Annotated in this window: 19 protein-coding genes; 4 read left to right on the forward strand and 15 right to left on the reverse strand. The window is 51.6% G+C overall.

Going from position 1 to position 23211, the window contains the following annotated elements; genetic code table 11:
* Positions 1-328, forward strand: a 328-nt coding sequence (locus tag B9N72_RS09700) for a transposase (protein ID WP_085276202.1), incomplete at its 5' end; no start/stop codon positions are given.
* On the opposite strand, the gene dgt is transcribed toward B9N72_RS09700, so the two are convergent.
* The 4 genes from dgt to B9N72_RS09720 all read right to left on the reverse strand — a co-directional run bounded on the left by dgt (position 319) and on the right by B9N72_RS09720 (position 4414).
* Positions 319-1539, reverse strand: coding sequence for a dGTP triphosphohydrolase (dgt, locus tag B9N72_RS09705; RefSeq protein WP_159453034.1), 1221 nt, complete (start codon positions 1537-1539; stop codon positions 319-321). The genes B9N72_RS09700 and dgt overlap by 10 nt on opposite strands.
* A 67-nt stretch (positions 1540-1606) precedes the next feature.
* Entirely contained in the window at positions 1607-2353 is a 747-nt protein-coding gene (gene istB / locus B9N72_RS09710; protein WP_085276204.1) for an IS21-like element helper ATPase IstB, read from the reverse strand.
* A complete protein-coding gene (istA, locus tag B9N72_RS09715; RefSeq protein WP_085276205.1) occupies positions 2347-3897 on the reverse strand; it encodes an IS21 family transposase in 1551 nt (516 codons plus the stop codon). Before istA ends, istB begins: the two co-directional genes overlap by 7 nt.
* A 220-nt stretch (positions 3898-4117) precedes the next feature.
* On the reverse strand, positions 4118-4414 hold the full coding sequence (locus tag B9N72_RS09720) for a hypothetical protein (RefSeq protein WP_085276206.1): 297 nt from the start codon (positions 4412-4414) through the stop codon (positions 4118-4120).
* A 133-nt stretch (positions 4415-4547) separates the two neighbouring features.
* On the opposite strand from B9N72_RS09720, the gene B9N72_RS20735 reads away from it, so the two are divergent.
* The gene (locus B9N72_RS20735) at positions 4548-5420 is read left to right on the forward strand and encodes a hypothetical protein (protein WP_143477788.1); all 873 of its coding nucleotides are present in this window, start codon (positions 4548-4550) and stop codon (positions 5418-5420) included.
* Between the two features lie 388 nt (positions 5421-5808).
* The gene (locus B9N72_RS09730; protein WP_143477789.1) at positions 5809-7473 is read left to right on the forward strand and encodes a matrixin family metalloprotease; all 1665 of its coding nucleotides are present in this window, start codon (positions 5809-5811) and stop codon (positions 7471-7473) included.
* 673 nt (positions 7474-8146) lie between these two features.
* Here B9N72_RS09730 and B9N72_RS09735 read toward each other — a convergent pair.
* The 3 genes from B9N72_RS09735 to B9N72_RS09745 all read right to left on the reverse strand — a co-directional run bounded on the left by B9N72_RS09735 (position 8147) and on the right by B9N72_RS09745 (position 12070).
* On the reverse strand, positions 8147-9862 hold the full coding sequence (locus B9N72_RS09735) for a hypothetical protein (RefSeq protein WP_085276208.1): 1716 nt from the start codon (positions 9860-9862) through the stop codon (positions 8147-8149).
* Positions 9863-10147: 285 nt separating this feature from the next.
* Positions 10148-11518: a DUF6602 domain-containing protein gene (locus tag B9N72_RS09740; protein WP_085276209.1), complete on the reverse strand. Its 1371-nt coding sequence runs from the start codon at positions 11516-11518 to the stop codon at positions 10148-10150.
* A 144-nt stretch (positions 11519-11662) separates the two neighbouring features.
* On the reverse strand, positions 11663-12070 hold the full coding sequence (locus B9N72_RS09745) for a hypothetical protein (protein ID WP_200810931.1): 408 nt from the start codon (positions 12068-12070) through the stop codon (positions 11663-11665).
* A gap of 469 nt (positions 12071-12539) precedes the next feature.
* Between B9N72_RS09745 and B9N72_RS09750 the strand changes: the two genes are divergently transcribed.
* Positions 12540-13229 carry a helix-turn-helix domain-containing protein gene (locus B9N72_RS09750; protein ID WP_085276210.1) on the forward strand — a complete coding sequence of 230 codons (690 nt, stop codon included), beginning with the start codon at positions 12540-12542 and terminating at the stop codon, positions 13227-13229.
* Positions 13230-13305: 76 nt separating this feature from the next.
* On the opposite strand, the gene B9N72_RS09755 is transcribed toward B9N72_RS09750, so the two are convergent.
* From B9N72_RS09755 to B9N72_RS09785, 8 genes are all read right to left on the reverse strand, one after another.
* On the reverse strand, positions 13306-13518 hold the full coding sequence (locus B9N72_RS09755; RefSeq protein ID WP_143477790.1) for a hypothetical protein: 213 nt from the start codon (positions 13516-13518) through the stop codon (positions 13306-13308).
* A 475-nt stretch (positions 13519-13993) separates the two neighbouring features.
* Positions 13994-14722, reverse strand: coding sequence for a hypothetical protein (locus B9N72_RS09760; protein WP_085276212.1), 729 nt, complete (start codon positions 14720-14722; stop codon positions 13994-13996).
* A gap of 113 nt (positions 14723-14835) precedes the next feature.
* Positions 14836-15429, reverse strand: coding sequence for a hypothetical protein (locus B9N72_RS20740; protein WP_143477791.1), 594 nt, complete (start codon positions 15427-15429; stop codon positions 14836-14838).
* Positions 15430-15483: 54 nt separating this feature from the next.
* Complete coding sequence (locus B9N72_RS20745; RefSeq protein WP_143477792.1) at positions 15484-16506, reverse strand: DUF6602 domain-containing protein; 1023 nt, start codon at positions 16504-16506, stop codon at positions 15484-15486.
* A gap of 108 nt (positions 16507-16614) precedes the next feature.
* Entirely contained in the window at positions 16615-17454 is an 840-nt protein-coding gene (locus B9N72_RS20750; protein WP_143477793.1) for a DUF7281 domain-containing protein, read from the reverse strand.
* A complete protein-coding gene (locus B9N72_RS09770; protein ID WP_143477794.1) occupies positions 17439-18680 on the reverse strand; it encodes a hypothetical protein in 1242 nt (413 codons plus the stop codon). The genes B9N72_RS20750 and B9N72_RS09770 overlap by 16 nt, the downstream gene beginning before the upstream one ends.
* Complete coding sequence (locus B9N72_RS09780) at positions 18677-19297, reverse strand: condensin complex protein MksE (RefSeq protein WP_085276216.1); 621 nt, start codon at positions 19295-19297, stop codon at positions 18677-18679. Before B9N72_RS09780 ends, B9N72_RS09770 begins: the two co-directional genes overlap by 4 nt.
* A complete protein-coding gene (locus B9N72_RS09785) occupies positions 19290-22925 on the reverse strand; it encodes an ATP-binding protein (RefSeq protein ID WP_159453035.1) in 3636 nt (1211 codons plus the stop codon). Before B9N72_RS09785 ends, B9N72_RS09780 begins: the two co-directional genes overlap by 8 nt.
* Between the last annotated feature and the right edge of the window lie 286 nt (positions 22926-23211).

A 23211-nucleotide genomic window follows, 5' to 3' on the forward strand; every position in this document is an offset into this window, starting at 1 on the left:
GACCGTGCGCAAGCAAGAGGTTGAGGTCTTTTTGCAGAGTTTGGCTGAGCGATCCAGTCGTGAGCGGCCGACCTTGCTGATCCTGGATAACGCGCGGATGCACGCCGCCATCAGAGAAGATAAACGTGATGTCTGGTTGCTGGATCATGGGTTTCATCTCTGCTTTCTGCCAGCTTATAGCCCAGAGCTGAACCTGATCGAGCAGCTCTGGAAACAAGCCAAATACCACTGGCGACGATGTAAGACATGGGGTGCCACCGAATTGAAAAGCAAGGTGACCGACTTGCTGGATAGGGTTGGCACAGAACTCAAATTTAGTTATGCGTGATTACTTAGTAGTGGTTTGAATATTTCAAGAAGGCCGGCTATTGCTGTATAGCCAGCGTATTCAATCAATTGAACCTTTTCATTGCAATAGACATTCTCTCTGCAATAGTCTTTTAGTATTTCAAGGAAAATTGTAGCAGCCGAGTTTTCCGGTAATAGTGTTGCTATCTCGTTTCCTGCATTGGCTAGAGCTACAAAATTTTTGGCGGCATAGTATACCAAGAATCTTGTGGTGCTTGTCCTGAAATCAGTGAAGGTATAAGAGCAATCAGAGGCTTCTAGAAAACCTCCCCATTCATTTTGAATTTTGTATATTGCTGCATTTACTTCGGAGCATGCATAATCAGTTGTGACGGCCCCGCGCTTGGCTTCCCATTTTTGCGATATCCAGTTTGCTGCGTGACTTAAAGAGACAATGCCTTTTTCAACGCTGTCCTCAAGATCGCTAATGCAATAAGAGATGTCATCTGCGGCTTCCATTATTGACGCAAGAGGGAATCGGTGTGGGTTTTCATTGCTTATGCCGTGTTCACCCCAGCAGTGTTTAATTAATGCAGATTCTGTGCTAAAAAAGCCGGCTTTTTTATATAAAGGACTGTTTTTCTTTTTTTCTCCGGCGCAGCGTAGATATTTCAGACATGACAGCAATGAAGTTGTTGTCAGGTTGAGGCTGTGTTGATCATTGTTCCATTGTAGTTTGGATAGAATTCGGAGCCCTTGCGGGTTGCCATCAAATTCTATGAAGTCATTGAGAAGCTTTGAGTTTTTCGGGTTTTTTGGAAGGGCAAGTTTTAGTAGGTCGCTGCCATTTTTATCAAACCATTGTTGAATTGCTGCTTCTCCAAAGTGCCCAAATGGTGGATTGCCAATGTCATGATCCAGGCAGGCGGTCTCAACAAATATTGCTAGCGATCTGGAGATTTCAGGATTTTTGATTTCGGCCAGCTCGACGATTTTATCGCTTATGTATCGCCCTACTTGTGATACCTCAAGGGAATGAGTAAGTCTGCTTCGCACAGAAGCATTTGACTCCAAGGAGAAGACCTGCGCTTTCTGCTGTAGCCTCCGGAAGGCGGCAGAATACAGCACGCGTCCTCTGTCACTTTCTGCATTTTCAACCAATGAACCATTTGCTCTGATATTCGATACTCTTGTGCGAAAACTCTCTCCTCTGATCACCAAGTTGCATAGAACATGATCGGACAGTTGCACAGCACTTGCGCACCAACTTGCACAGCACTTGCGCACCCGTTTTGGAGTGCGCAAGTAGCTATGGTTACTAACTGATCTTTTTTGACTTCAGCTTACGCATCGACTCGCCCTTCAGGCTAATCGCGTGGGCGCGATGTACGACCCTGTCAAGAATGGCATCCGCCACAGTAGGATCGCCAAACAGGTCGTACCATTTCTCAGGTGGATATTGGCTAGTGATGATCAGTGCCCCCTCCATCGATTGCTGGTCCAGGATGTCCAGCAGGATCGGGCCGAGTTGAAGATCGATACCCCCAATTCCCAGGTCATCAATAATCAGTAGTGGCATCCGGGAAAGCTGCCGCCGTTTTCTTGGGAGCGTGCCATCAGCTTGGCTGACACTCAAATCCTCGAATAAGCGTGTGGCCGTGGTGTAGTAGGTCGCAATGCTTTGCCGGCAGGCTTGCTGACCAAACGCGCACGCCAGCCAGCTTTTTCCTGTTCCGGTCGGACCGGTCAAAATCAGGTTCTGCTTTTGACGCATCCACTCGCCACCGGCCAGGGTCTGAATCTGCAAACGGTCCAAGCCACGACTGCTGCGGTAATCCACATCTTCAAGCACGGCTTGGTTGTAGCGCAGCTTCGCTTGCTTCAGTAGTCGGCTGATACGGCGGTTGTCCCGGCTGGACAGCTCTTCATCCAATAGGAGGCCCAGTCGCTGCTCAAATGGCATGGTGGTGCTTCCTGGCTCACCTTGCTGCTTTACTAGCGCAGTAGCCATGCCATGCAAGCCAAGTTCGATTAGTTTTTGGGTTGTAGTTGTCAGGCTCAGCATGCTTTCCCCCCTTCTGGTGGAACAGCGAAATAGGATGCGCCGCGTAGATTTTCGTGGTGCGGCGTGGTGGCTGATGATGCTTTGTCTCGCCGGTAGGGTTCGTGTCGCAGAATTGAGCGCAGTCGGTCATAGGTCAGGATGTTGCGGGCAAGCGCATAGCTACACGCCTGTTCAAGGCGCTCCTGCCACCCCTCACGGCGCACGTCACGCCGCAATGCCCGTATCCCTTTGAGGCCATTGGCAAAGTCACGGCGCTCCTCCAGGTTGCGCTGTACCAGCTGCAGTGTCGCTGGGCCGATGTCTTTGGCCCAAGCACGCAATGCATCAGGAGAGTCGCCAACATGATGACGGTGGTGTGGAGCCAGGTGAGAGGGATCGGTACTGATGCCGGCACCAAGCTTGATCTCATGGCTGGCTACTCGTCGGCGTTGGCTGTAAATGTCCAGCCGCTCATTGCTGGCACGCAGGTCAACCAATTGGTGGGCAAGGGTGTATGGTACAGAGTAGTAATGATCAACAAACCGCACGTGGTGCCGCTCATCGACACGCACCCGGTATCGCCATTGGCTGTAGGGGTAGCGATCATCGCGCAGTGGTGCCAATGCCGGTGTGTCGAGCTCGGCCAGGCGTGACATACGGCTTTGTGGGTACGTCTTGGTGGTTTTGTGGTTCAGCTGGCACATCCAGTAATTCAGCGCATGGTTCAGTTCTTCCAGGCTGAAAAACACTTGGTGACGCAAGCGAGCCAATACCCATCGCTGAACGATCTGAACGCCGACCTCGGCCAGCGCTTTATCCTTGGGTTGTCGTGGCCGTGCAGGCAGGATCACGAAACCATAGTGTTCAGCCAGCTCCTGATATGCCGGATTGAGCACAATGACAGAGCGCGTATGCTTTGTGACCGCTGACTTCAGGTTGTCTGGCACGATGAAACGTGGCACACCGCCGATATGCTCCAGCATACGAACATGTGCCTTTAACCAATCTTCGATGGTTTGTGTTTCGACCGCAGTGGCAAACAGATAGCCGGATGCGCCCAGTGTTCCGACAAAGATCTGAACCCTCCGAATTTCTCCCGTGTCACGATCCCGTATTGGCATGGTCTTGCCGCAAAAATCCACGAACAACATCTCACCGGGGTGATACACGTAGCGCAGACTAAGCTTGCAGCCTTTGCGCCATTTCCGGTATGCACGCGTGAATTGGGCGTAGGAGATACCGTCGGGTGTAACCGCTCGATACTCATCCCAGAGCAGTTCCAGCGTAACGTCACGCTTTTGCAGTTCGGCATGAACCAACAGCCAATCTGGCTGTGGTTTTCGTGATGGTGGCTGTTGTGCCGGGCCGAGCAGCGCTTGGCGCAACCCGTCGTTGTCCAGATCTTTCAGATCATCCCAGCCGTACTGCCCCAGGCGTAACAAGTCACGAACAGCTCTCACCGTATTGGGCGCAACGCCAGACAGTCGTCCAACCGCCCGGTTGGAGTAATTCATATCACACGCCAAGCGGAGCACTTGGCGTAGCGTTTCTATCGGTAACTTCATTGTCTATCCAGACACCATGGACGAGCGACCCCCTCGCTCGTCGCGATGGGCAAATTGCATTGAGAGAAATGCAGGGGGATGGCTTGACGCCATCGCGCGTCAGATCGACAATGATCCCGTCAGGGGGCATTTCTTGACGAGATTCAGCAGAAGCTTGGGGCGGCAACCCCAGGCTTTTGTCTTTCTAACGACCTGCGATGAATTGAGTGTCCTGCTTACTTCATCGGCATGGGTCCTCTCCTTTCTGTGTCGGGGACGATGGTTCAATAGCACGTGCGTGCTGTGCAGCAAGCCACGCCGCCACATCCTTGGTCAGCGCAAACTTCCCGCGTCGTTTCTCAATACCGAAGATCGGAATGGGTATCGTCTTGCGTGCGACTGCCTGCCGAAACGCTTCTTGGGACGGATAGCCCAGCGCGGCTCTCAGATCCTCTCCTGTCATCATCGGGCCATGCTTGCTCAACAGATCTTGCTCAAGCAACACCGCTAGCTGCTCATTACATTTGGATTTGGTCATTTCTCAGTTACGTGCTGTCACGCTGGGTAATGGTTGGATGCTATCAACTGTTCACTTGGCAAGATACCTATACCTTTGCGCTTAAAGTTGCTCTTTTTTCTTGTGGTGCTGTAAGGTAACTAATTGAATTTAATTGAACATATTGATTGCTTTTAATACTTTCATGGCAGAGAAAATAAAGAAACGAGCAGGTCGCCGGGATGCTGACGTTGATGCGATCCGCACAATTTGGTGGTTTCAGTGCTTGGCCAACCGTCTAGAGACGGATGCACCACGCGAGGTACAGCGCGTTATCGCTCCGCGTACGGTGTCGCCCGATGTAAACGGGAACCCTATCAAGAACAACAAATTTCTGGGCTACTCAAGGGGGGTGCATGTTCCAAGTAGGGAGCTGGCATTACAGGCAGAGAGGGTGGTACCAAGATCAAGTTGGGTGCTGTATCACCCGATTTGGACCGTGTTGCGATCAACTGGCCCCATCAGCAAACACGCGCTGACGTGGGTACGCCAGCTCGATCATGAAATACAAGCAATTGTGCTGGGGCCGTATAACGCGATCGTCGGTGGTGCGAGCCAACATACGTTAGGCGCACTTGAGCGCCGGGCCAGCCTAGATAGCCTGGCTGCGCTGGCGCTTCTCTTGCGTCTACGTCATGAGGAGGGTAAACCGGAATGGGTCTGGCTCTACGCCGACAGCATCTTCCGAGTACTGCTGCTGATCGGAACGCACCTTGACCTGCAAGGAGTCGCGGAAAGGATGTTTCGGCTCTATGTGGAACGAGTGTTCAGCTTGGCCGAGTTCGAGGGACGACGTATGGATCTGTCCAGCTATGACTATGTTTTTGCGACGTATCTCCTAGCCGTCGTTGCTAATCGAGTACGGGAAAAGCATGCTCCTCAGCGCGACCGGAGAATGCCGACATTCTATGCCTTGCAAGTGCTGACCGGCCCATATGAGCTGCGATTCAAGCAATACTTCCAGATTCCTCTCGTCAGCATTACTTAGAGTTAGGATGCGACTTTGGGGGCGCTTGGTATTGTGCGGATTCCCGCGCAGCTGACCACGTGTTCCGGCGCACTCTTACCATTTCGTGGATGCTACGCTGGTGGTGACCGTTTCCGGTTGATATGCTGCCAGCACGGTAGATGACTTGCTGTGTCAAACTCCGGCCAGGAGCCGCCATTCATACTTTCGCCGAAGCAGTCACATGAACGGCAGTTCCACGACAGGCAGCTGCCATCCGCGGGGCCGAACCGACTTGCCCAAAATCGAACCCGAAGAAAGTTGGGACATCCCGCGGGCAAGAATGGATTCTACGTCCTGCTTGAGTCCTTCCTGCGGGCACCTATGATGAAAGTAGATTTGGTCTCGCTCGATCAGTAGGGAGCTTCGTATGCCACACAATGTACTTGTTACGGAGTTCGTGCATCATCTTCATCGCACCGGGTTGCTCGACGTAAATGTCAGCCAGGGAGCCACGCCAGATGAGCCGCTTTCTCCGGCGATCAAGGCAATTGCCGCCGACCTGTTCAAGATCACAGGAGACAGTAGCTTCAAGGCGATTAGCGAATGGACAATGATCGGGCAGGCCCAATCGCCCCAATTGCAAGCCGCCATCGAGTTTCTGACCAAGCCACGCTGCGGCAATCCGAAGGGCAAGCAGAGCCCGCTCTCAATCCAGACTTTCGGCACGCCGAGTGGTCGATGGTCGCGCGGCGTGCTGACCTACTCCATCGATCCGCGCGGCTGCAATCTGGCGGCGGCGCAGGTCACGACCATCATCGACAATGTCTTCGCCCAATGGCAGGCAGTGACGCCCTTTTTTTCCTTCAGCCGCGTTCCGAGCGGCGGTGACATTCTTCTAGCCTTCGCTGGTGCGGAAACCGACAGCAGGTTCGGCGCAAAGTCGGGGGTTGTGGCGACCGGCGCGCCGCCAGAGCAAGGGCGCATCTTTTTCGACAATTCGGAGACCTGGACCGAGCCCTTACTGCGTTCGGTCGGACTGCATGAACTCGGGCATGCGCTGGGGCTCACACATTCGAACGACCGCAATTCCGTCATGTACCCGATTGACATGACATTCGCCGCGATCGACCCCGAAAGCCAGGATGCGCTGCGCATGCTTCATGGTTGGGCGCCCCAGGTCCCGCTGCCGGACCGTGCCACGAGCGACCGTCCGTCGCTGGCCTATACGGGCAGCGTCGGCCTGTTCTCGGCCTCCTATTTGCTTCACATGGTATGGAAAGGCTCGCGTGACGATCAGGGAATCTATGAGTCGAGCCTCGTCAACAATGTCTGGACCCCGCAAGAGAAGATCCACGGTATCGGTTCGACGGAAAGCCCGGCGCTTACTGCAATCCTGACGGGCGACGGGACGACATCGACAGCGCTGCTCATGGCTTGGCGCGGCGTGAAGGGTGATCAGGGACTCTACTGGTCAACGACGCGTTTCGGTTCTTGGTCCCCCCAGGCGAAGGTTGGTATCTCGGCCTCCAGCGATCGCCCGGCGCTGGGCGTCTATCCGGGCGGAATCTATCTCGCCTGGAAGGGCATTGATGGCGATCAGGGTATTTATTTCTCAACCTTCGATGGAAATGACTGGTCGCCACAGACAAATATGTATGGTGTCGGCACCTCCGCGTCGCCGGCGCTTGCGACGCTCAATGGTGTGCTCTACATGTTCTGGAAAGGCGTCGAGGGCGATTCCAATCTTTATTACTCCTCGCTTGACGCCGGACCGAAACCAATCTGGCAGCCGCAGCGCAAGGTGGCCTTCGTGACCTCGAAGGCGGAAGGAGCCGCCTGGCAATATCCTGGCACGACCCACGGCCCTTCTGCGACTCTTCGCGGCAACCGCATCCTGCTGGCCTGGAAAGGCGTTGAGGGCGATCAGGGCATCTATTTCAGCTTATTCGACGGCAATGAGTTCAGCGGGCAGATTCAGGTCAAGGATGTCGGCACAAGCCAGGGGCCCGGCGTCTGCACATTTGGCGCCTTCACGCACATGGCCTGGAAGGGTGTCGAGGGGGACAATATCCTCTACTGGTCTACGCTCTGACCGATCCCCATTTGGTCTTACGGCGCCCGCCTGGCGCTGGAATTGTTCCAGCGTGACCCAACCGCCGCCATAGCCCTTGGTGCTGCTGGCATCGATTCCAGTTCTGGACGTTGCCTACCCCGCATCACCGAGCACCTCGCTCGCCGCGGTCTCGGCGGCGTAGGTGAAGGCGCTGAGGGCCAGAGCGGCTATCGCCCCGAATGTCGTTTGTGTGGCCGGTAACCGCCCTTTACAGGCCCGTAAGCGAGACTCAGGTCAATGTCGGCTGAGGCCGATCCACTGCCGGTGGACAGATGCGCCACGCGACTGCTCGACTCAGAAACCTGCCATTGAACCGCAAATAGCTCGGCCGACTCCTTTGGGTCGATTGCTGAAGCCCACTTCATCGCCTAAGTATGTCTGCTCTATGTTGGCCAGTGGGCCCAGCGCTCTGAGCAGGTACGACCGCCAGCGCCTGGAGTATAGGAAGGATTCAACATAATGGTTGTCACCCGCTTTTGCCACTCTGCTAGGTAGGTCAAGCGGGGTACCGACAGTTGGTCGGTCATTTGTCGTCATTCGTTTAGCGACTTGGGTAAGGCTTTAATGACGGGGTAGCCTGCCGTTCGATTAGCCATGGCAGTAATCAAGAAAGTAAATTGACACCGCTTCCTTTGGTTTGCACTCACGATACTTATGCTTCACCTTTAAAGTCCAGCGGAGCCGGGTCAAGTTCGAAGTAGATGTAGCTTGGTTCGCGCCTGAGTCCTTCGGCTGGATACGTGCGCACCAATCGTCGGTTCTCCAAGTCGAAGGTCATACCGTCCACCAAGCATGCCTCGGCAACGCGCGGGTTGTACCCGTGCAGCCATACAAAGTTTTTCCTCGTCCAAGCCAGCACGGCTCTTTGAAGCGCCCGGCTGTCCTTGTCGTAGTCACCCTGCCTGACATTGAGCCCCATCACGTTCAGGCAGAAGCCGAGAATCTTTGCGCCTTTGAAATTGGGAAAGCGCTTCATGTCAGCAATCTCATCGTACAGGAGCCGTCGCACCTTGAACTTCACCACCTTGCTGGCGGGGCCATCGAGGTGATTAAAGTTGAACAGTTCGCCCCACACCGAGTTGTGCTGAATCGTCCAGCATCCCCACTGCGGCGATCTGACCGCTGAAGCGTGGAAGATCACCTCGAAGATCATGCTGGCTATGTGATCGTAGAAAGTCTCTCGCGGATGGCCGTGCTTCTCTCGCACACGAATGCGGACATGATCGGGAACCCCCTTTTCGTCGAGAATCTTGACTGCGCCTTTGACGAACTCGATGACGACGCGGAGACGTCGGGACGAGTCGGTGTCCCAAGCGCTGGGGAATTCGTTCAATGTGTAGAGGTCTGAAGCCGCGTTTTCGATGTGGCCCTTCGCGCGATACAGCACAAACGAATGGCCTCCATACCCTTCTTTGACGTAGCTGCTGAAGGTCATCAACACTACCCTGCAGTAGGCCTCCCACTGCGTGGCGTCCCATTCCCTCTTGCCATATACGTCGGGGTCAAGGAGAGTTCCGATCGTCTCGACCATCTCGTAGTTAGAGAACATTGCCTGGCTGAGAGGCTTGTGGTAGCCGATAAGGCCTGATTCGTAGCCTTCGGCCTCGTGATAGAGGAAGGAGTCTTTGTTTGCCAGCGCCTCGTTGACAATGTTCTTGGCGAAGGTCTCCACCTGGATGCCGTACTTCTTCATGTCAGCCATTGCCTGGAACACGGCCAGCGCGGTGCCCGGTGACGACTCGACAATTGAACGGCACAGCCTCTTGTCGGCTATGAGCAGAAGCAGGTCGTTGGCGTATCCCTCCACCTTCGGCGGGTCCTTCTTCTTCTCATCGTCACGCTCAAGCCGATAGTTCTTCAGCCTGCCCCTATCCGTGGCGTATCGGACAAGCGCTCGGGCCGAGTAGGCGAGTTCGTCTGCGATGACTGAGAGCTCCACCGGCGAGCCCTTGAGGATGAATCGATACAGGGTCTGTGCGAAGCGCTCGGCATTGTGCCTACCGTAGGTTGGCGGCCGGATGAACGCGAACCACGTCCAGGTGAGGAACGTCAGCAGGAACAGCCCGCCCAGGATCGCTTGCCACGACGCAGGGGACAGGAGGTTGCCCTTTGGCACGAGCCACTGCTCTGCGCGCCAAAGGTCAGTCAGTAGCGTGAGCATACCGACGGTGGCGACGACCGCGAACGTGATACCTTGCAGTGGAATGGGGGCAGTCCGGACCCGGAACCGGTAGCGGACGTCGGCGATTGTCCAAGCCAACACCATGAGTGCGAGGCCCGCGAGAAATTCTGAGAAGCCAAAAAATTTCTGCCCATTGCCATCTAGTGCGACGAAGCAAACGCCCCACATGCACTGCTCACCCCCCATCAGATTCTCCTCTTGTGTCTGATTCACCCCTTTTGGGGGGATCAATACAAAACTATATGACCGAATTTAGTGTGAAGCATAAAACTTACCAAAACTGATGGATTTTAATTGAAAAATGTTATTGTATACAAAATGATTGATCAAACCTTCAGGCTGGTGGCTATTCCCCCGCCCTCATTGTCATGGCTCACAAGAACGATATCGAACCGGCCACCCAACTAGCGCCCACGTATCATATAACCAAAAACTCGAAAACTTGATTGACTGCTCTCGGGCTTAGCGCTATCAGGCTTGCTCGGCGATTGCCTTCTCGCATTTAGGGCAAGAGTTAATAATTCCCTCTTCAATCTCGTAACGGTATGGAATCCAGATGATCATCCCTGCTGTATCGATGGAGTCAAAAGCAAGTGACTTAGTTGTTACCTCTTTTCCATCGTGCATCATCTTAGTATCCATCAAAATCAAGTCTGGCAGGGGTATGCTGCGAGGATTGTATATCCTGACCTCAGTATTCTGGCGTTCGTATGCCTCCCAGTTATCTCCAGGCTTACCGTGAGCAATATCAGTTGCTTGCACCCAGTTTATCGGCGTGGCCGATTTACACCATTCGATAACTTTTATTAACTTGGCTTCAGTCAATTTGCGCGCATAGTTTCCATGTAGATTACAGGCCCCCAATTCCGCAAAGAAGCCAAGAGAAAATTTATATGAAAATTCCCCAGCAGTAAAAGGAAGGCTAAAATATGAGTCGACCGGTATTTCTTGAAGTAATGTATTGCGCAGCAAAGCAATCAAGATGGAATAAAAATTATAGAGACCATGCCCCTCGCGATCTGGCCGACCATGAACAACGACATCATCCTTGATGTCCAAAATTTGACTGTTTAAAAAGCCTGCTCGTGTTTTATCGCCATATAGAAAAAATCCTTTGGAAAGAATGAAGACCACATTCGGCCACATATGTTTTGGATTTTCATCGGCAAATGCTTTTACTTCATCAACAAGATCTGACCAGTCTAGGTCGGTATCATACGCAAAAAAAATACCGAAGCCATCTTGGCTTTTAGGCTTTCCAGAATAAATTGTATACCCTGATGAAGAAGCACGGCGCAGCTTCTTATAACTCGCAACGTTGCGAAGACCTTCTCGAATATCGTTCCGGGTAACTTTGGACTTTACCTGGATTACACCGTAGGTGCTCTCGACAGGTAAGACACTATAAGCGCTCTCGCGCCGCATTAGCGAAATTGACTCGTTGGGGTCATAAAACAAGAGGTCGAGTTCGTTGCTCATATGCCCGGTCGTAGACGCAACACGTACGCTCGATGACGTTGCGGCGTAACGATTGGGGAGCAAGCCCGTATCCACTAGGAACCTTCTCAGTATCTGTTCACGGGCCAACCCAACATCACGAGGATGACGCATGTCCTTCGATCTATTGAAGTCTCGAAGCATATCCTCTTGGTGGTACCTAAATTCACGTTCTAGACCATGAAACTCACGCTCCCGTGAGCGCAATGCAATTGCGCTGTCGGACATTCGCTTAAACCATTCGCGAGTGTGTGCCTCACGCTCCGCAAACTCAGCACGTTCCGCTTTTTCTGCTTTTGTTAGCCGCTTCTTAATCAATCTTGTTGTTGGTATGGGTTTGTTCATTGGTTTCGACTATGAATCAAAAATCGATTGATTTGGATATACCGAACAGCACTGCGTGTTTGACACAGACGGCTATCAAGGGTTGCTCAGTGGCAGCGCGCTAACTAATAATACTCTTGCGCTTTCGATGTGGGCTATAGATTCTCATTTCACTATTTCCTGAACATGCTTCATTACCTTCGTTGCTAGCTCGAAGAGGTCTTTTGCATTAATCTGATATTTTTCTGAGATATCAAAAATATCAATTGCATCTCTCGTTCGCTTAGTTCCGGGGTCGGGATAGCGTCCTGCCCATATAACGAAATGCGTTAATCCTTTTAGTGTCGCCAATTCTTTAGCGCTTAGATCTGGCATAAAATCAGCAAGCTCTTGCAGGCGATGGTGAAAATGGTTCTGCTCTTGCTTGGTAAATTCTTCTGGACCTAGTCGAAGCAAAATCATAGCTTTTAGACATACCTCTAGACTGTAGCCTACAAGCATCAGTGCGACGGCATGGTACTGACTATGACAGATTGTTCGCAGATTAACCGGGAAGCTATCGAACTTCGGCACGTTTCGGATTAAGCAGAGCGCAGCTTCGGAGAGTGAATGAGCATGGCTGAGCCATAGGACAGGATTTTTGAGGTCTTCGGCCGTAGGCTACTTGGATATATCTGTCTGGAAACCGTTTGCGGTGAGCAGAAGGCCCCATTTGTGCCACGCCAGCGCACTGTAACCGAAGGGGTCAACTTCGAATCCGCGAGGATCAAGGTGAAGTGATTCTTCCATAGATAGCTAGCGTCCCTTCCAAAGCAATCGTTAAGTTTCGTGGGCAACAGTGGTTCTTGGCCGCGGAAGTGCAGCCATTCAGGGCGATTTCGGGCGGGATAGGTGCCCCATCGTTGGCTGCAAAATAGATCATTGACATAATAGTATGCTGGATATGGGATGTGATGTCGTCTAGCTGTCGGGCTACTGTCGTGTTCTCACCGCTCGCTGGATAGCACACTGACCTCATTACCAACTCAGTAGGAGACCTGTGATGACTTCCGCACAATCCAACCAACCCCGTGTGCTGAACCCCGAAGAGCTTGCGGCGTTCGTCAAGATCATGCGTAACATCCGCAAATGGTCCCAGGAGCAGTTGTCTGAGATATCAGGCTTGAGCGTCCGTACTATCCAGCGGGTTGAGAAGGGGCAGCCTTCCGACTTGGATACACGTCGCTCCCTAGCGAGGGCTCTCGATTTCGAAGACATTGACGCCCTGAACAAGCCGTATCACTTCCCTACGGAGGATGAGATCAAAGCGGAGAAGGAGAAGTTCGACCGGGAGAACATTACACTCAAAGCTCTGCTACTCACCTCCGGCAAGCTACTTGCTCAACTTGCAGAGACGACGTCCCTGGATCTCATTACTCAGGGTTTCGAAATGACCCGTGAAGCGGAAGAAACATTCGCGAACCTGACGGACCACTTTCGGGAATATCGCGACTGTGCCGACCTGTACCAGGAGCGAGATAAGCTCGACATTCATGACGGGTTACAGAGCGATATCGACAGGTTGAAAGAACTTGGCGTGTCATTGTGCTATGCCAGCAGGAAGGTCGCTGTGAAATTCAGGGATACGACTGCGGAGCCAACGGAAATGCGAACCCTATACATGGTCGCATTCCCGCTGGGCGAAGAACCTGCTGAGTTCGCCACACCGAGGGAAATGCCCATCCATTTCTAAACTCTAACAACATGGTTATAACGGTGGCCGAGTGCTCACCAGTGGACCGCTGGCCAATACCCTGACTCGCCTCGACCTACCGATCCGACTGGGCGAGGATGTCGGTGCCGTCCTTGAGACCACCGTAGGGGTTGGGGACAAGGAGTGGCACTTGGCCCGCATGAATTTCACCAAGGATGACCGTCTGTGGATAAAAGATAGTGGACAGCCAGTCGGGCAGCAGAGTTGGCAGCAGCATATGGTTGGCCAGGTTAGCCAAGTACGCTGCTGCTTCGCTGAACTTGGCCATAGGGCTGACGTTGTGGGGGCAGGTGAAGTCCGTTGCTCTGATGGAGTAGGCTGTTCCGTCATATGTGAGCATAAGCATGCAAAACGGTGATCACACGGAATGCAATACTCTGCTCAAGTCCGTGCAATTACGCACTCTTGTGCGAGTGGTCAACAAAGAGCTTCTCAGGAGGTGTTCGACTTTATTTTCGCTTGTAGTCATTTTGATTTTTTAATCTGAATTAAATATGACAATATGAATTTGGAAAAAATAAAACCTCGCATAGCGAGGTTTTATTTTTGGCTGTCGATGCCACCAAAGTCTGGAAATGGCTCCCTTTTAAAAACAAGTGGTTAGTGGTGTTGGATGTGATTATCCTTGACAGGATCTGATCCTAAAGTTGAAATTTTGCACAAACTGTAGGCAAAGTGTGCAAAATTAAAACCACGATTCAGCACCATTGAGTGGTCTGCCTAGGCAATCAATTGATTGTCTGTCACTTGGCAAGCCACGTCTCCAAAAATTTCTTCTCGCTACCCTTAAACCAGAGATAGGCACCAGACCAAATAGAGCCACATATGGCTGACCAAAGTAAGAATTGCACCCATGCGGAAAATGGTTTGGTAATATTTGAATCGTTGAAGATACTAACGAGACTCTTAAACGGTTCAGTGAGGCCTGCAGCGAGGAAGAAGATGATGCCGGCAGAGAGTGTTAACCCGGCAAAGTTACCAAGCAATGAGATCCACTTGCGCTGCGGACATGTTTTGGTTTGAGCCTGAGTATTGTTTCCTAGAAATTCAGAGTAGGTGATTCGGCGAGGCGTTTCACCACGGAAGAACCAAGGGCGTGACTCACGTTTCGCGCGCTCCCAGTCGTGTTTCAGGAGTAGGGATATGCGGTCAATGACCTCACTTAGCTGATAGTCCTTATTTTCAGTTGTCGTGAGCTGCTTGACTGCCTGAATGAGACCTTTGTCTTCATTGTCAAAGGGGTTCACATTCAAGGATAGTTGCGTGCAAAAATATTCAATTGCCTGGTTGTCTCCCTCACGGGTGGCCTTGACGAGTCCATCGGCAAGGGCACGTATTGCTCCTCGCCATTTGGCCCGCTCTTGAGTGACATTCTCAATATTTATCTTTCGTTCATTGGTGCGAAGTGAGACTAGGGCAGCTACAAGTGCGGCCATGACCGTCGAAGACAATAAATTTATGGTCGTATCCATTATTCTCAAGCCTAAAGATTTGTGCGCTAACTTCCTAGGGACCACGGCCGGAAATCCTAGATGGGGGGGGGCTTGCCTTTTTTCCAGTCGACCGGTTAATCAAAAATTTTGAATTATGGCCAGTTGGATATCACGTTGAAATTATTTCCAGAACCTGTAGCTACATTGAAGTAGGCGTTAACTGCCCGAGCAGTTGGCCAGCCCGTTTCACTGAAACCACCACGATCAGTGCTTTTAACCCAATCGAGCTTCCCATCGCAGCCTCCATGGCTACGGAACCAGCTTTTGAATGGTTCTGATGTCAAGGTTGGTACGGATAAAAGAAATGTCTTAAAGTTTTTTGATTCGACTACGGAGGGAAATTGTCGGTTTACAGGGCCATCCTTGCCAATGGAATTAATGCCTGAAACAGTACCAGCAGGGGAGGAGCTCATGGAGAAAATGTCTTTGATTGTAACCGGTAGCGACGATGAGTTAAATATATTGACACGCCAATACATGTATATGGCGGCGACATTTCCATCGATACAAACAACCTTTTCAATCCGCTTGGATGGGATGTCGCTTGGCTGAACTTCAACTGTTAGGGCCTCTTGGTTGAGGTCATTTGCCTTCTTTGATTCATATCCTTGCCATAATGTTGCCGCAAGTGCGGCAATGCTGATGACTAATGCTAAACGAGATTCTGAAATCCTAAGTGTCAACATGAAATATCTTTAATTTTGATTTGTACAGGAAGGTGGATCCAAAATTGCCAATTTCTAACCGCCAGAAATTACTTTGCAATCAGGTGTTATTATATTTATTTGATTTTTATAATAACCCATTGGTACAAACTGATATATGGCGGTCTCATAAAGCGCCCATGAAAGCAATTGTATAAACTTTACAATATGTAGGTTTTTTCCATCCTTTTTGTTTGGAAAAAATATCGCACGCATTTTTTCTCCAAGCTTCATTGGGAAGGGGTATGGTGTCAATGCGTTGTTTTCATAATAGCAATGAAAAATCAAGCCATCATTCAAGCTTAGGATTAAATTGATTCTAAAAGGCTCGTCTTCTTTTGAGCAAAAATTAAATGGACTTGCCGTGTCAGACATTATTTTTTCTATGTCTTTTATTTCTTCGCAAATAAGAAATGTTACAATATTAAGCTGTTCAAACAAGCGAATATTATGCAAGACGTCGTTGATGAAATTGTCGCACGTACCATTCTCTATGTAATCAATCAAACCTTGAAAATCGCCAAATTTATTTATTCTGTATGGGTTGTAATGCTCATCGCCATCATAAGCCCCCGATGCAATTTTGTTTATAAAATGCGGCAGATGATTTGGTTTTATAGGGGTTGGAATTGCAGGTGTGTGCGATCGAATTTTTTTGGCTTTAATCAGTCTGGCCAATGCTTCTTTTAGGCCTTTTTCATCTAGCTTTGACTTGACTTCTCCAATGGCATATGTCGTTTCACAAGGGAAAAACTTTGCGCCCCCTGATTCAATTTGTAGCGTATGGTCCCTGTCAAAGACTATAAGATCACTTTGGTTTGATGATTCACCGTTTTTGTTTATAATGAATCCATCGCCTATTTTCATGTCGGATGCAACAAATTTTTCAATTAACTTCTTGCAAATGCGCTCTCGGTACATTCCAAACTCACCAGAATGGGTTAGTCCGTTGCGAGAGTCTAGAGTGGAAAATAATTCTCGGCAATTTATGAAGTCATTTGCAAATTCATTAACGGCATTGTTAATTATGGTTTGTATTTGATTTGTTATGGAATTCATGGCTGGAGTTTGTTTTAATTGATTGGGTGGTTCTAATAGGGGTGTGATTGTGTATGTGCGCCCTATCTCTTTGTAATTGAACTTTAATATTTCGTCGGCGAGATTTTTTTAATGCGCCATTAAGAAATACTCTTGTGGTAATGCCGCCCCATGGCTTTGTAGTAAATTCCAGAGATTAGCAATATCTGGGGTGTCTGAAGCGTTTAGAACCACCTGTGCTTCGGGGAGCTGATTGCGGTAGCGCTGATAGTTTTTGGTGGTAACAAGTGCAGCTTCTAAATCACCAGATGGTGGAGAAATAAGCCCGGCAAAATGCGGCAGGCTCTGTGCAATGACAAGCCCAGCGGGATCGTAGTCGACAAAGGCAAAGACGGGAAGCGATAGGGCATTTAGCAAAGACATTACGTGATCTTGCCGATAGACTGGACTTCCCCTAAAAACTATTATGGGGTTTTCGCCGGCTTGGGATAGGTCGAAGGTGACTTGGTGAATGCGGTCAAAAACTTCCCAGTTCTCAATCAGTAGCACTGTTGAGTGTCCGCAATTCGAAACTAACCAGCTCCAGTTTATATCTAGGTTAACTCCATTCGGCAGGGTGGTGTGCTGTCCATTAAGTAGCAGTGATTTGCCTGGCAAGGCTTTAACGGCCACGCGATCTGACCGTACAGAAACATCCGTAAGCTTTTCGTTCCCGCCATGCGCGAGACTTTCTGCTCGACTCAGTCCATTCCACTGATCAGGCACTGTGGTTGTCGCATCAATTCCTTCGGTGGCCAAAAGCAATTTACGTATGTCTTCCTTATCTGCGTCCGAAAATGCTAATGATGCGCCGACTCGCTGACCGATATTGTAGCCTTCGACAAACCGGCTTAGAACGCCACTGGCGCCGTGCCGTATCTTGTCGCTGTGGTAGACCCGTAATAGGCTGGTAATCAGGCTTTTTTCCATAGCTCGATATCCGTAACCACGATATTGCCAGATCGAGGGTGTCCCCTTGGGGCTTCTCTCCGCTTTGTCTGAAATTCACGCAAACGTCCCTTGGGGCCCTTGCCAAGCATCTGGATAGCGTGAATGGTATACAGCAGCCACGCTTCATCATCCAGCTCGGTGAATTCCTGTTGCTGTCGTTTCCAGCTTACCGCTGACAAAGGCTTCAATGCGGAGCTTGCTGCTTCGAGGTAACGATGGAATGCAAGCTGTACGGGTTTCGGCTGAATCACATTGACTGGCTTGTCCGAACCGTCACCTATCGGATGACCTGCTACCCTTTCTTTGATAATGATGATCTTCGCAGCCGGTATGGCCTTTGCCACATCCACAAGTGATTCTCTTGTCTGAGAAGATGACAGATCGGGGTGCACTTTCAAGCGCAGCCCAGCGAATCGGGAAGACCAACTTGGCAATGCCTGAATGCTATCAATCTCAGGAAGTTGGTAATCGGGGTTTTTCCGGAGAAAGTGGGCAAATGCACGCAGACGCCTAGCCTCTGGCTCAACTTGACGCAAGCGGTAAAGGAAGGCTTTTAGTACAGCAGTGATGTCCAAGTGAGTTGCCCGCCATTCTTGCAGCCGGGCCAATATCTGATGCTGGTAGACAACGAACAGCGGCTTTAGCAGGGTAGAACCTTCCAGCGTGCCAAGTAAGAGATCGCCTTCCAACATGGAAATGGCCTCACCAATCTTCTCTGCTCGGTCAAGGTAGAACTCGTTTTGCCGCTGTTTCTCGGCCAAGGTGCGAACATTTGCAAACTGATTTTCTGTGATGACGCGAAGACTAAGGAGTTCGTTGTTTACCAGGGAGGCCAGCTCGAACACCCCAACGTCAAAATCGGACCCATACATCTCCTGATCTTCCAGGCGATTCTCATGACTGGCGTTGATGTACTCGACAATCAACTGCGGCAGCCGGTTGATCAGTTCTCCAAAGTTGGCACCGACTGCGTAGCTGCGCTGACGCTGGAAGACCTCATCAAGATGACGGCCAAGGCTGGGGCTGAGGCGGTAATCATCCTGGAAGTAGGGGATCAGTACACGGTGTTGCTGAAGTTGGCGTATGCGGCGTTGATTGTCCTCCTCCATTCCAACACCGCCATTGCAATAGGCCGCAGCAATCAAGTGTCGATTTGAGTGAAGCAGTTCCAGATAGGAAATGATGCTGTCGGCACTCTGACTCACACCAATTCCCCTTGCCCAGAAGAAATTTCCTCCTCTTCGCTCTGGATCGAATCATGCTCCATCAAAAATTCGATCGCCTCCTGGATGAATTCGATCTTGCCAGTAATCTGGTAAATCTCTCGTTCCGGATTCGAAAGCAATAGGTATCCCTTTTCCCTAAAGCTCTTAAGCACCTTGTCTAATCGAGTGCGATCAGTTCCGTCTGCTGGCACCCTGAGCTGGATGGCCAGCATCTGAAGGTCGTTACGGAAACTCGGGTTGGCATCAATGGCCCCCATCAGTTTATTGACCTCGATAGGGGTGCCAACTGACAAAAAGTCATCGCTTTGCATGGCCCGCATCACCATGTCCAGAAAGCTGACCACGGGGCGTAGAGTGTGCTTGATTTCGGTAAACACCTCCTTGGCCGCCTTGCGCTCGGGCCCTCCCGTAGCGTTGTGTGCGGCGAAGTAGGCTCCCTTATGACGGGTTCCCGCCAAATGTAACCCGATCTTTCCGAGATATTCGTTGATGGCATGCTGATTGCCGGAATCACCCAAGAAAACAAAGCCTTCGTGGTTCGAGACAGGGCAGACAAACTCGCCGGCCAGGAGGGACTGAACGACTTGCTCAAACATTCTCAGCCTCCAATTCCTGGTCAGTCAGTTCTTCACTAAACTCATCCAACGCCAGTCTGGCTTCGGCCAAGCGACGATCCGGTTCGACTGTGAAGCGATGTCTAAACAGCGCTAGGGTGTCTGGGTCAGGATCGGGGAACGCAGAAACTAACGTGATGTTGTTGCGCTCCAGAAGCTCCACCAAACCAACCACGTTGCCGGCATCGAGGTCTTTCAGCTCATCGAGCGCCCATACGATGTTGACCTGAGCATCGCGGCGAATCCGGTTGATGAACGCGACGAAGATGGTGGCCAGCACCAGGTAGGACAGGCCATTGGAAGAGACCGCCTCAAGATCTGAAGCCCGTTTGAAGACGCGGCGATTACCATTCTCGGTCACTTCACCCTGGAGGCGGATCAGGCTCTTTAGGTCGGCTCGGATGCCAGTTTTGACCTCCCAGTGCTCGAGCAGCCGCTCAATATTCTGGGCAAACTCCGGAGGTGGCAAATCGTTCGAGGCACCTCCGAGCCACGCACGATGCGCTTCAGCCATCTCGCAAATGGCTGGCCAATACTTCAGCTCGGTGATGGTGGAAACGACTTCGACGCTGACCTTGGAAATGCTTTCGAAAGCGAGGCTGGTATCCAGGTGTTCCTGAAGTTCGCGGTTGAACTGTTGCACACGGCGATGGAACTCATCCATCGTCCGGTGGAAGGCTTTTACTTCTCCGGCAATGTTGACGGCCTCCATCAGCAGGATGCGCTGGTACTCCTGATGTTCTTTGGCAAACCACTGCTTGAATGGAGCAATCCACTCCCTGCTTGGGGTGGGAGATAGGGAGCCTAACGTTGATTGCAGGTACTGCTCTGGCGGGGTGCCCAAGTGCATCCTGAAGCCAGCCGCAACATCAGAAATGCCTCGGCGAATCTCACCGCCTAGCCGTTGGCTGTCCTGCATATATTGATTCGCCAAGCCGGCAAGTGCATCCAGCGTCCACGATGGGTCATATTCCGTCACAACGACTTCGGGATAGTCTTGCATGCCATCGACTCGCTGCTGAGCTAATCTGCGCTGCTCGTACAAGCGGGCCAGGCTCCCGCCAATCTGCTTTACCTGTGCCTGCAACTGTTGCTGGCGTTGATTCCATTTGGCATCCAGCTCGGTTATCGCCGTGGCGTACTGCTGCTCTGTTTCCCGCGCCTTGACTCCATCGGCCAAAAATCCGTCATAGGCTGGCCATTGGTTGTCTTTCCAGTAGTTCCATTCCTGTACGCGCTTGATGAAGGTTCCAATCGCGGCTAACTCGGTGTTGATACGGGACATCTCATCGTCGATGCCTTTCAGCTTGGCCGTGTCAACGCCTTTCTGGCGTAGCACTTCATCACGTTCGGAATCGTACTGGATTAGTTTTGTAGTAAGCGCCCCTTTGCGCTCGGCCACGCTGGCGTCGATCAGCTTGGTTTCGGTATCCCTTTTTTGTTGCCGATCGCGACGTTTCTGGGTGTATATGGAGCGACGCTTGGTTGTTTCTGAGTGGGTCTCTTCATCGAAGCGCGAAATGCGCGCTTGCACTTCTTGCAATGCCTGCTGGGCGACCGCAAAGCGTTGTGTGGCCAGTGTAATGGCTTCTCTTTTGCTGGCCTCAACTTGCCTCTTGGCCTCTTCTACTTCCGATATGGCGGATTGAACTTGAGCATCAGATTTTTGCACCTGTTGTTCATGTACCTGACAAGTCTGTTCAGCCAATTCACGAGCATCCCCGAGCTGAGCAAGAACAGTGCGGGTAGACGCCAGGGCCACACGAGCTTCCTTGAGCCTTGATTCGGCAAGGGCGACCTCTTGCTCTGCGACGCTAACGTCGGCGGCGGGGTGGGCTTCAAGTCGCTCCAGGTTAAGCGACAACCCATAAAGGCCATTGTGCGATTCGATCAGAGCGGGGACGAGATCGCTGCGATCCAGCAGGTCGCCCCGGATCACCTTGGCTATATCGTCAGACCAGTGAGGGTATTCGCTTCTCAGGAAATGCAGCAGTGTGCCTTCTTCCGGGGCCAGTTGACGGCGCTTCTCCGCCAGCTCCTTTTCCATCACATCGACACCTCGGACCGCCGCTGATACCTGTCGCTCCTGATCCTGGAACGTCTGCATCGCTTTGCGATAAGCCAAGTCTAGTCCTCGACGCTGCCCCTCTATTGTTTCCTTGCCTTGGCGAGCTGTTTCCAAGGCACCCTGCTTGCGTTCTAGAAGTTCAATGGCTTTGGGATCAACAGCCGGGTGTTCCATGGCGTACTGGCAACGGCCATGTTCCTTACTCGCCAACTGAACGGCTTGCTCCAGGGCAGCCCGCTTGTCTTGTGCCACCTGACCCGCCTGCTGCTCCTGTGTCTCAAAGACGGCTTCCTGCTCACGAAGCTCTCGGTCGCACGCATCCGTCACCTGGCGAAGGTTCTGCTGGGAGGCATCGCGAAAGGTATTGAAATGGTCTTTCTCAGTCTGTTTCAGGCGTTCATAGCGAGCGGATATTTCCGACTGCGCCCCGAGCAGGGCTGTACGGCGCTCTTCAAGGCTCAGAAGCTCACTGCGAAGGTTCTGTGCGTTGCGCACGCGGGCATCCAGATCACGAATGCCTTCCTTCTCATAGGAATCGTAGTGGTCCTGAAGTTCTTTTGCCTTGCCCTCAGCAAATATGGCCTTATGTTCCGCTGTGAGCTGATGTCCCGTCAGTTCGCTCCGTTGCTTCTGGATCTGAGTTTTCTCCTCCTCCAGTAAAGTTTCCTGCCGGTGCTGTTCCTGACTTTGCTCATGGGCTTCCTGATCAAGATGCGCGATCAAGCTAAGGTATTTGGCCCGTACTTCTCCTATGGCAAGCTCAACCGCTTGTAACTGGTTCTCGGCGCTTTGAACTGTTTCCATTTTTGGGGCCAAAGCCATGACGGACGTGTAAGCCTTGTACCCCTTCGGCCAGTCTTCAATCTTGCGCCGGTCTCCGGAAATCGAATGTGCCGCTACTTCGTCAGAAACGCAGTCGATGACCATGCTTTGCAGATCGTCAAAGTTGGTCTTACGTCGGAACATGCCACTGACAATCTTCTCGATTTGGCGTAGTGGTTGCTTGATGGTTGTGAAGGAATATTCTTGCGCTAGTTCACGCAGGTAACGCTGATGTTGTCTGTCAGTTGTGGCGCTTGGTACCCCTTGAATAATGCCGCGATACTCGGCTTGGGACTCAATTTGCCGTTCAGAGCATTCGAAGCCCAACAGTCGTAGATGTTTGACAAGGTTCTGCGTATGGACGAAGTCCCCAACAGATGTGACGAACTGGGCTACATCAAAGCCGTGGCGCACAAACCGGTACAGGACCCGGTCCCCATTGCGATCGGCATAGGCAATGACCATGCGCTTGTGCCCACCGGGGCGCAGATACTCGAACGCGATATACGAAGTAACACGAGGCAGGTAGTAGCCGATGAAATTTTCACGCCCAGCCTCAGCGGTGACGATCCTGTTGGGACTCTCTCCATAAAAGAGTAATAGCAACTGTAAGAGAGAGGTCTTGCCGCGCCCGTTACGTCCAGTCAGAACCGTTCCACCATCAACTGGCAGCTCTACAATACGCCCGGGGCACAGGGAGTCCACCAGCACCAAGCGCATCAGTAGGAATCCAGTCTCATCACTTTCCTGTGGGCGACTTGGGGGTACGGGAAGCGCTCCAGGGGCAACGCCAACATCTGTTATCTGACTATCGCCATGAATATCCAAATTATTCCCCTGATTGTGCTGATAAGTGGCAAGTCCAAATGGCCGACGAACATGTCTATGCGGCATGCCACACCAATTAATTATAACATAGGCATGTAGCTCGCATGAGTCATGGCTGGGGGCACCGAGCTAGGATGGGATTGATGCCCTGTGGCATTTATCAGCTTCTCAAGACACT

Source organism: Pseudogulbenkiania subflava DSM 22618 (assembly GCF_900177275.1).
GTDB classification, from domain to species: Bacteria; Pseudomonadota; Gammaproteobacteria; order Burkholderiales; family Chromobacteriaceae; genus Pseudogulbenkiania; species Pseudogulbenkiania subflava.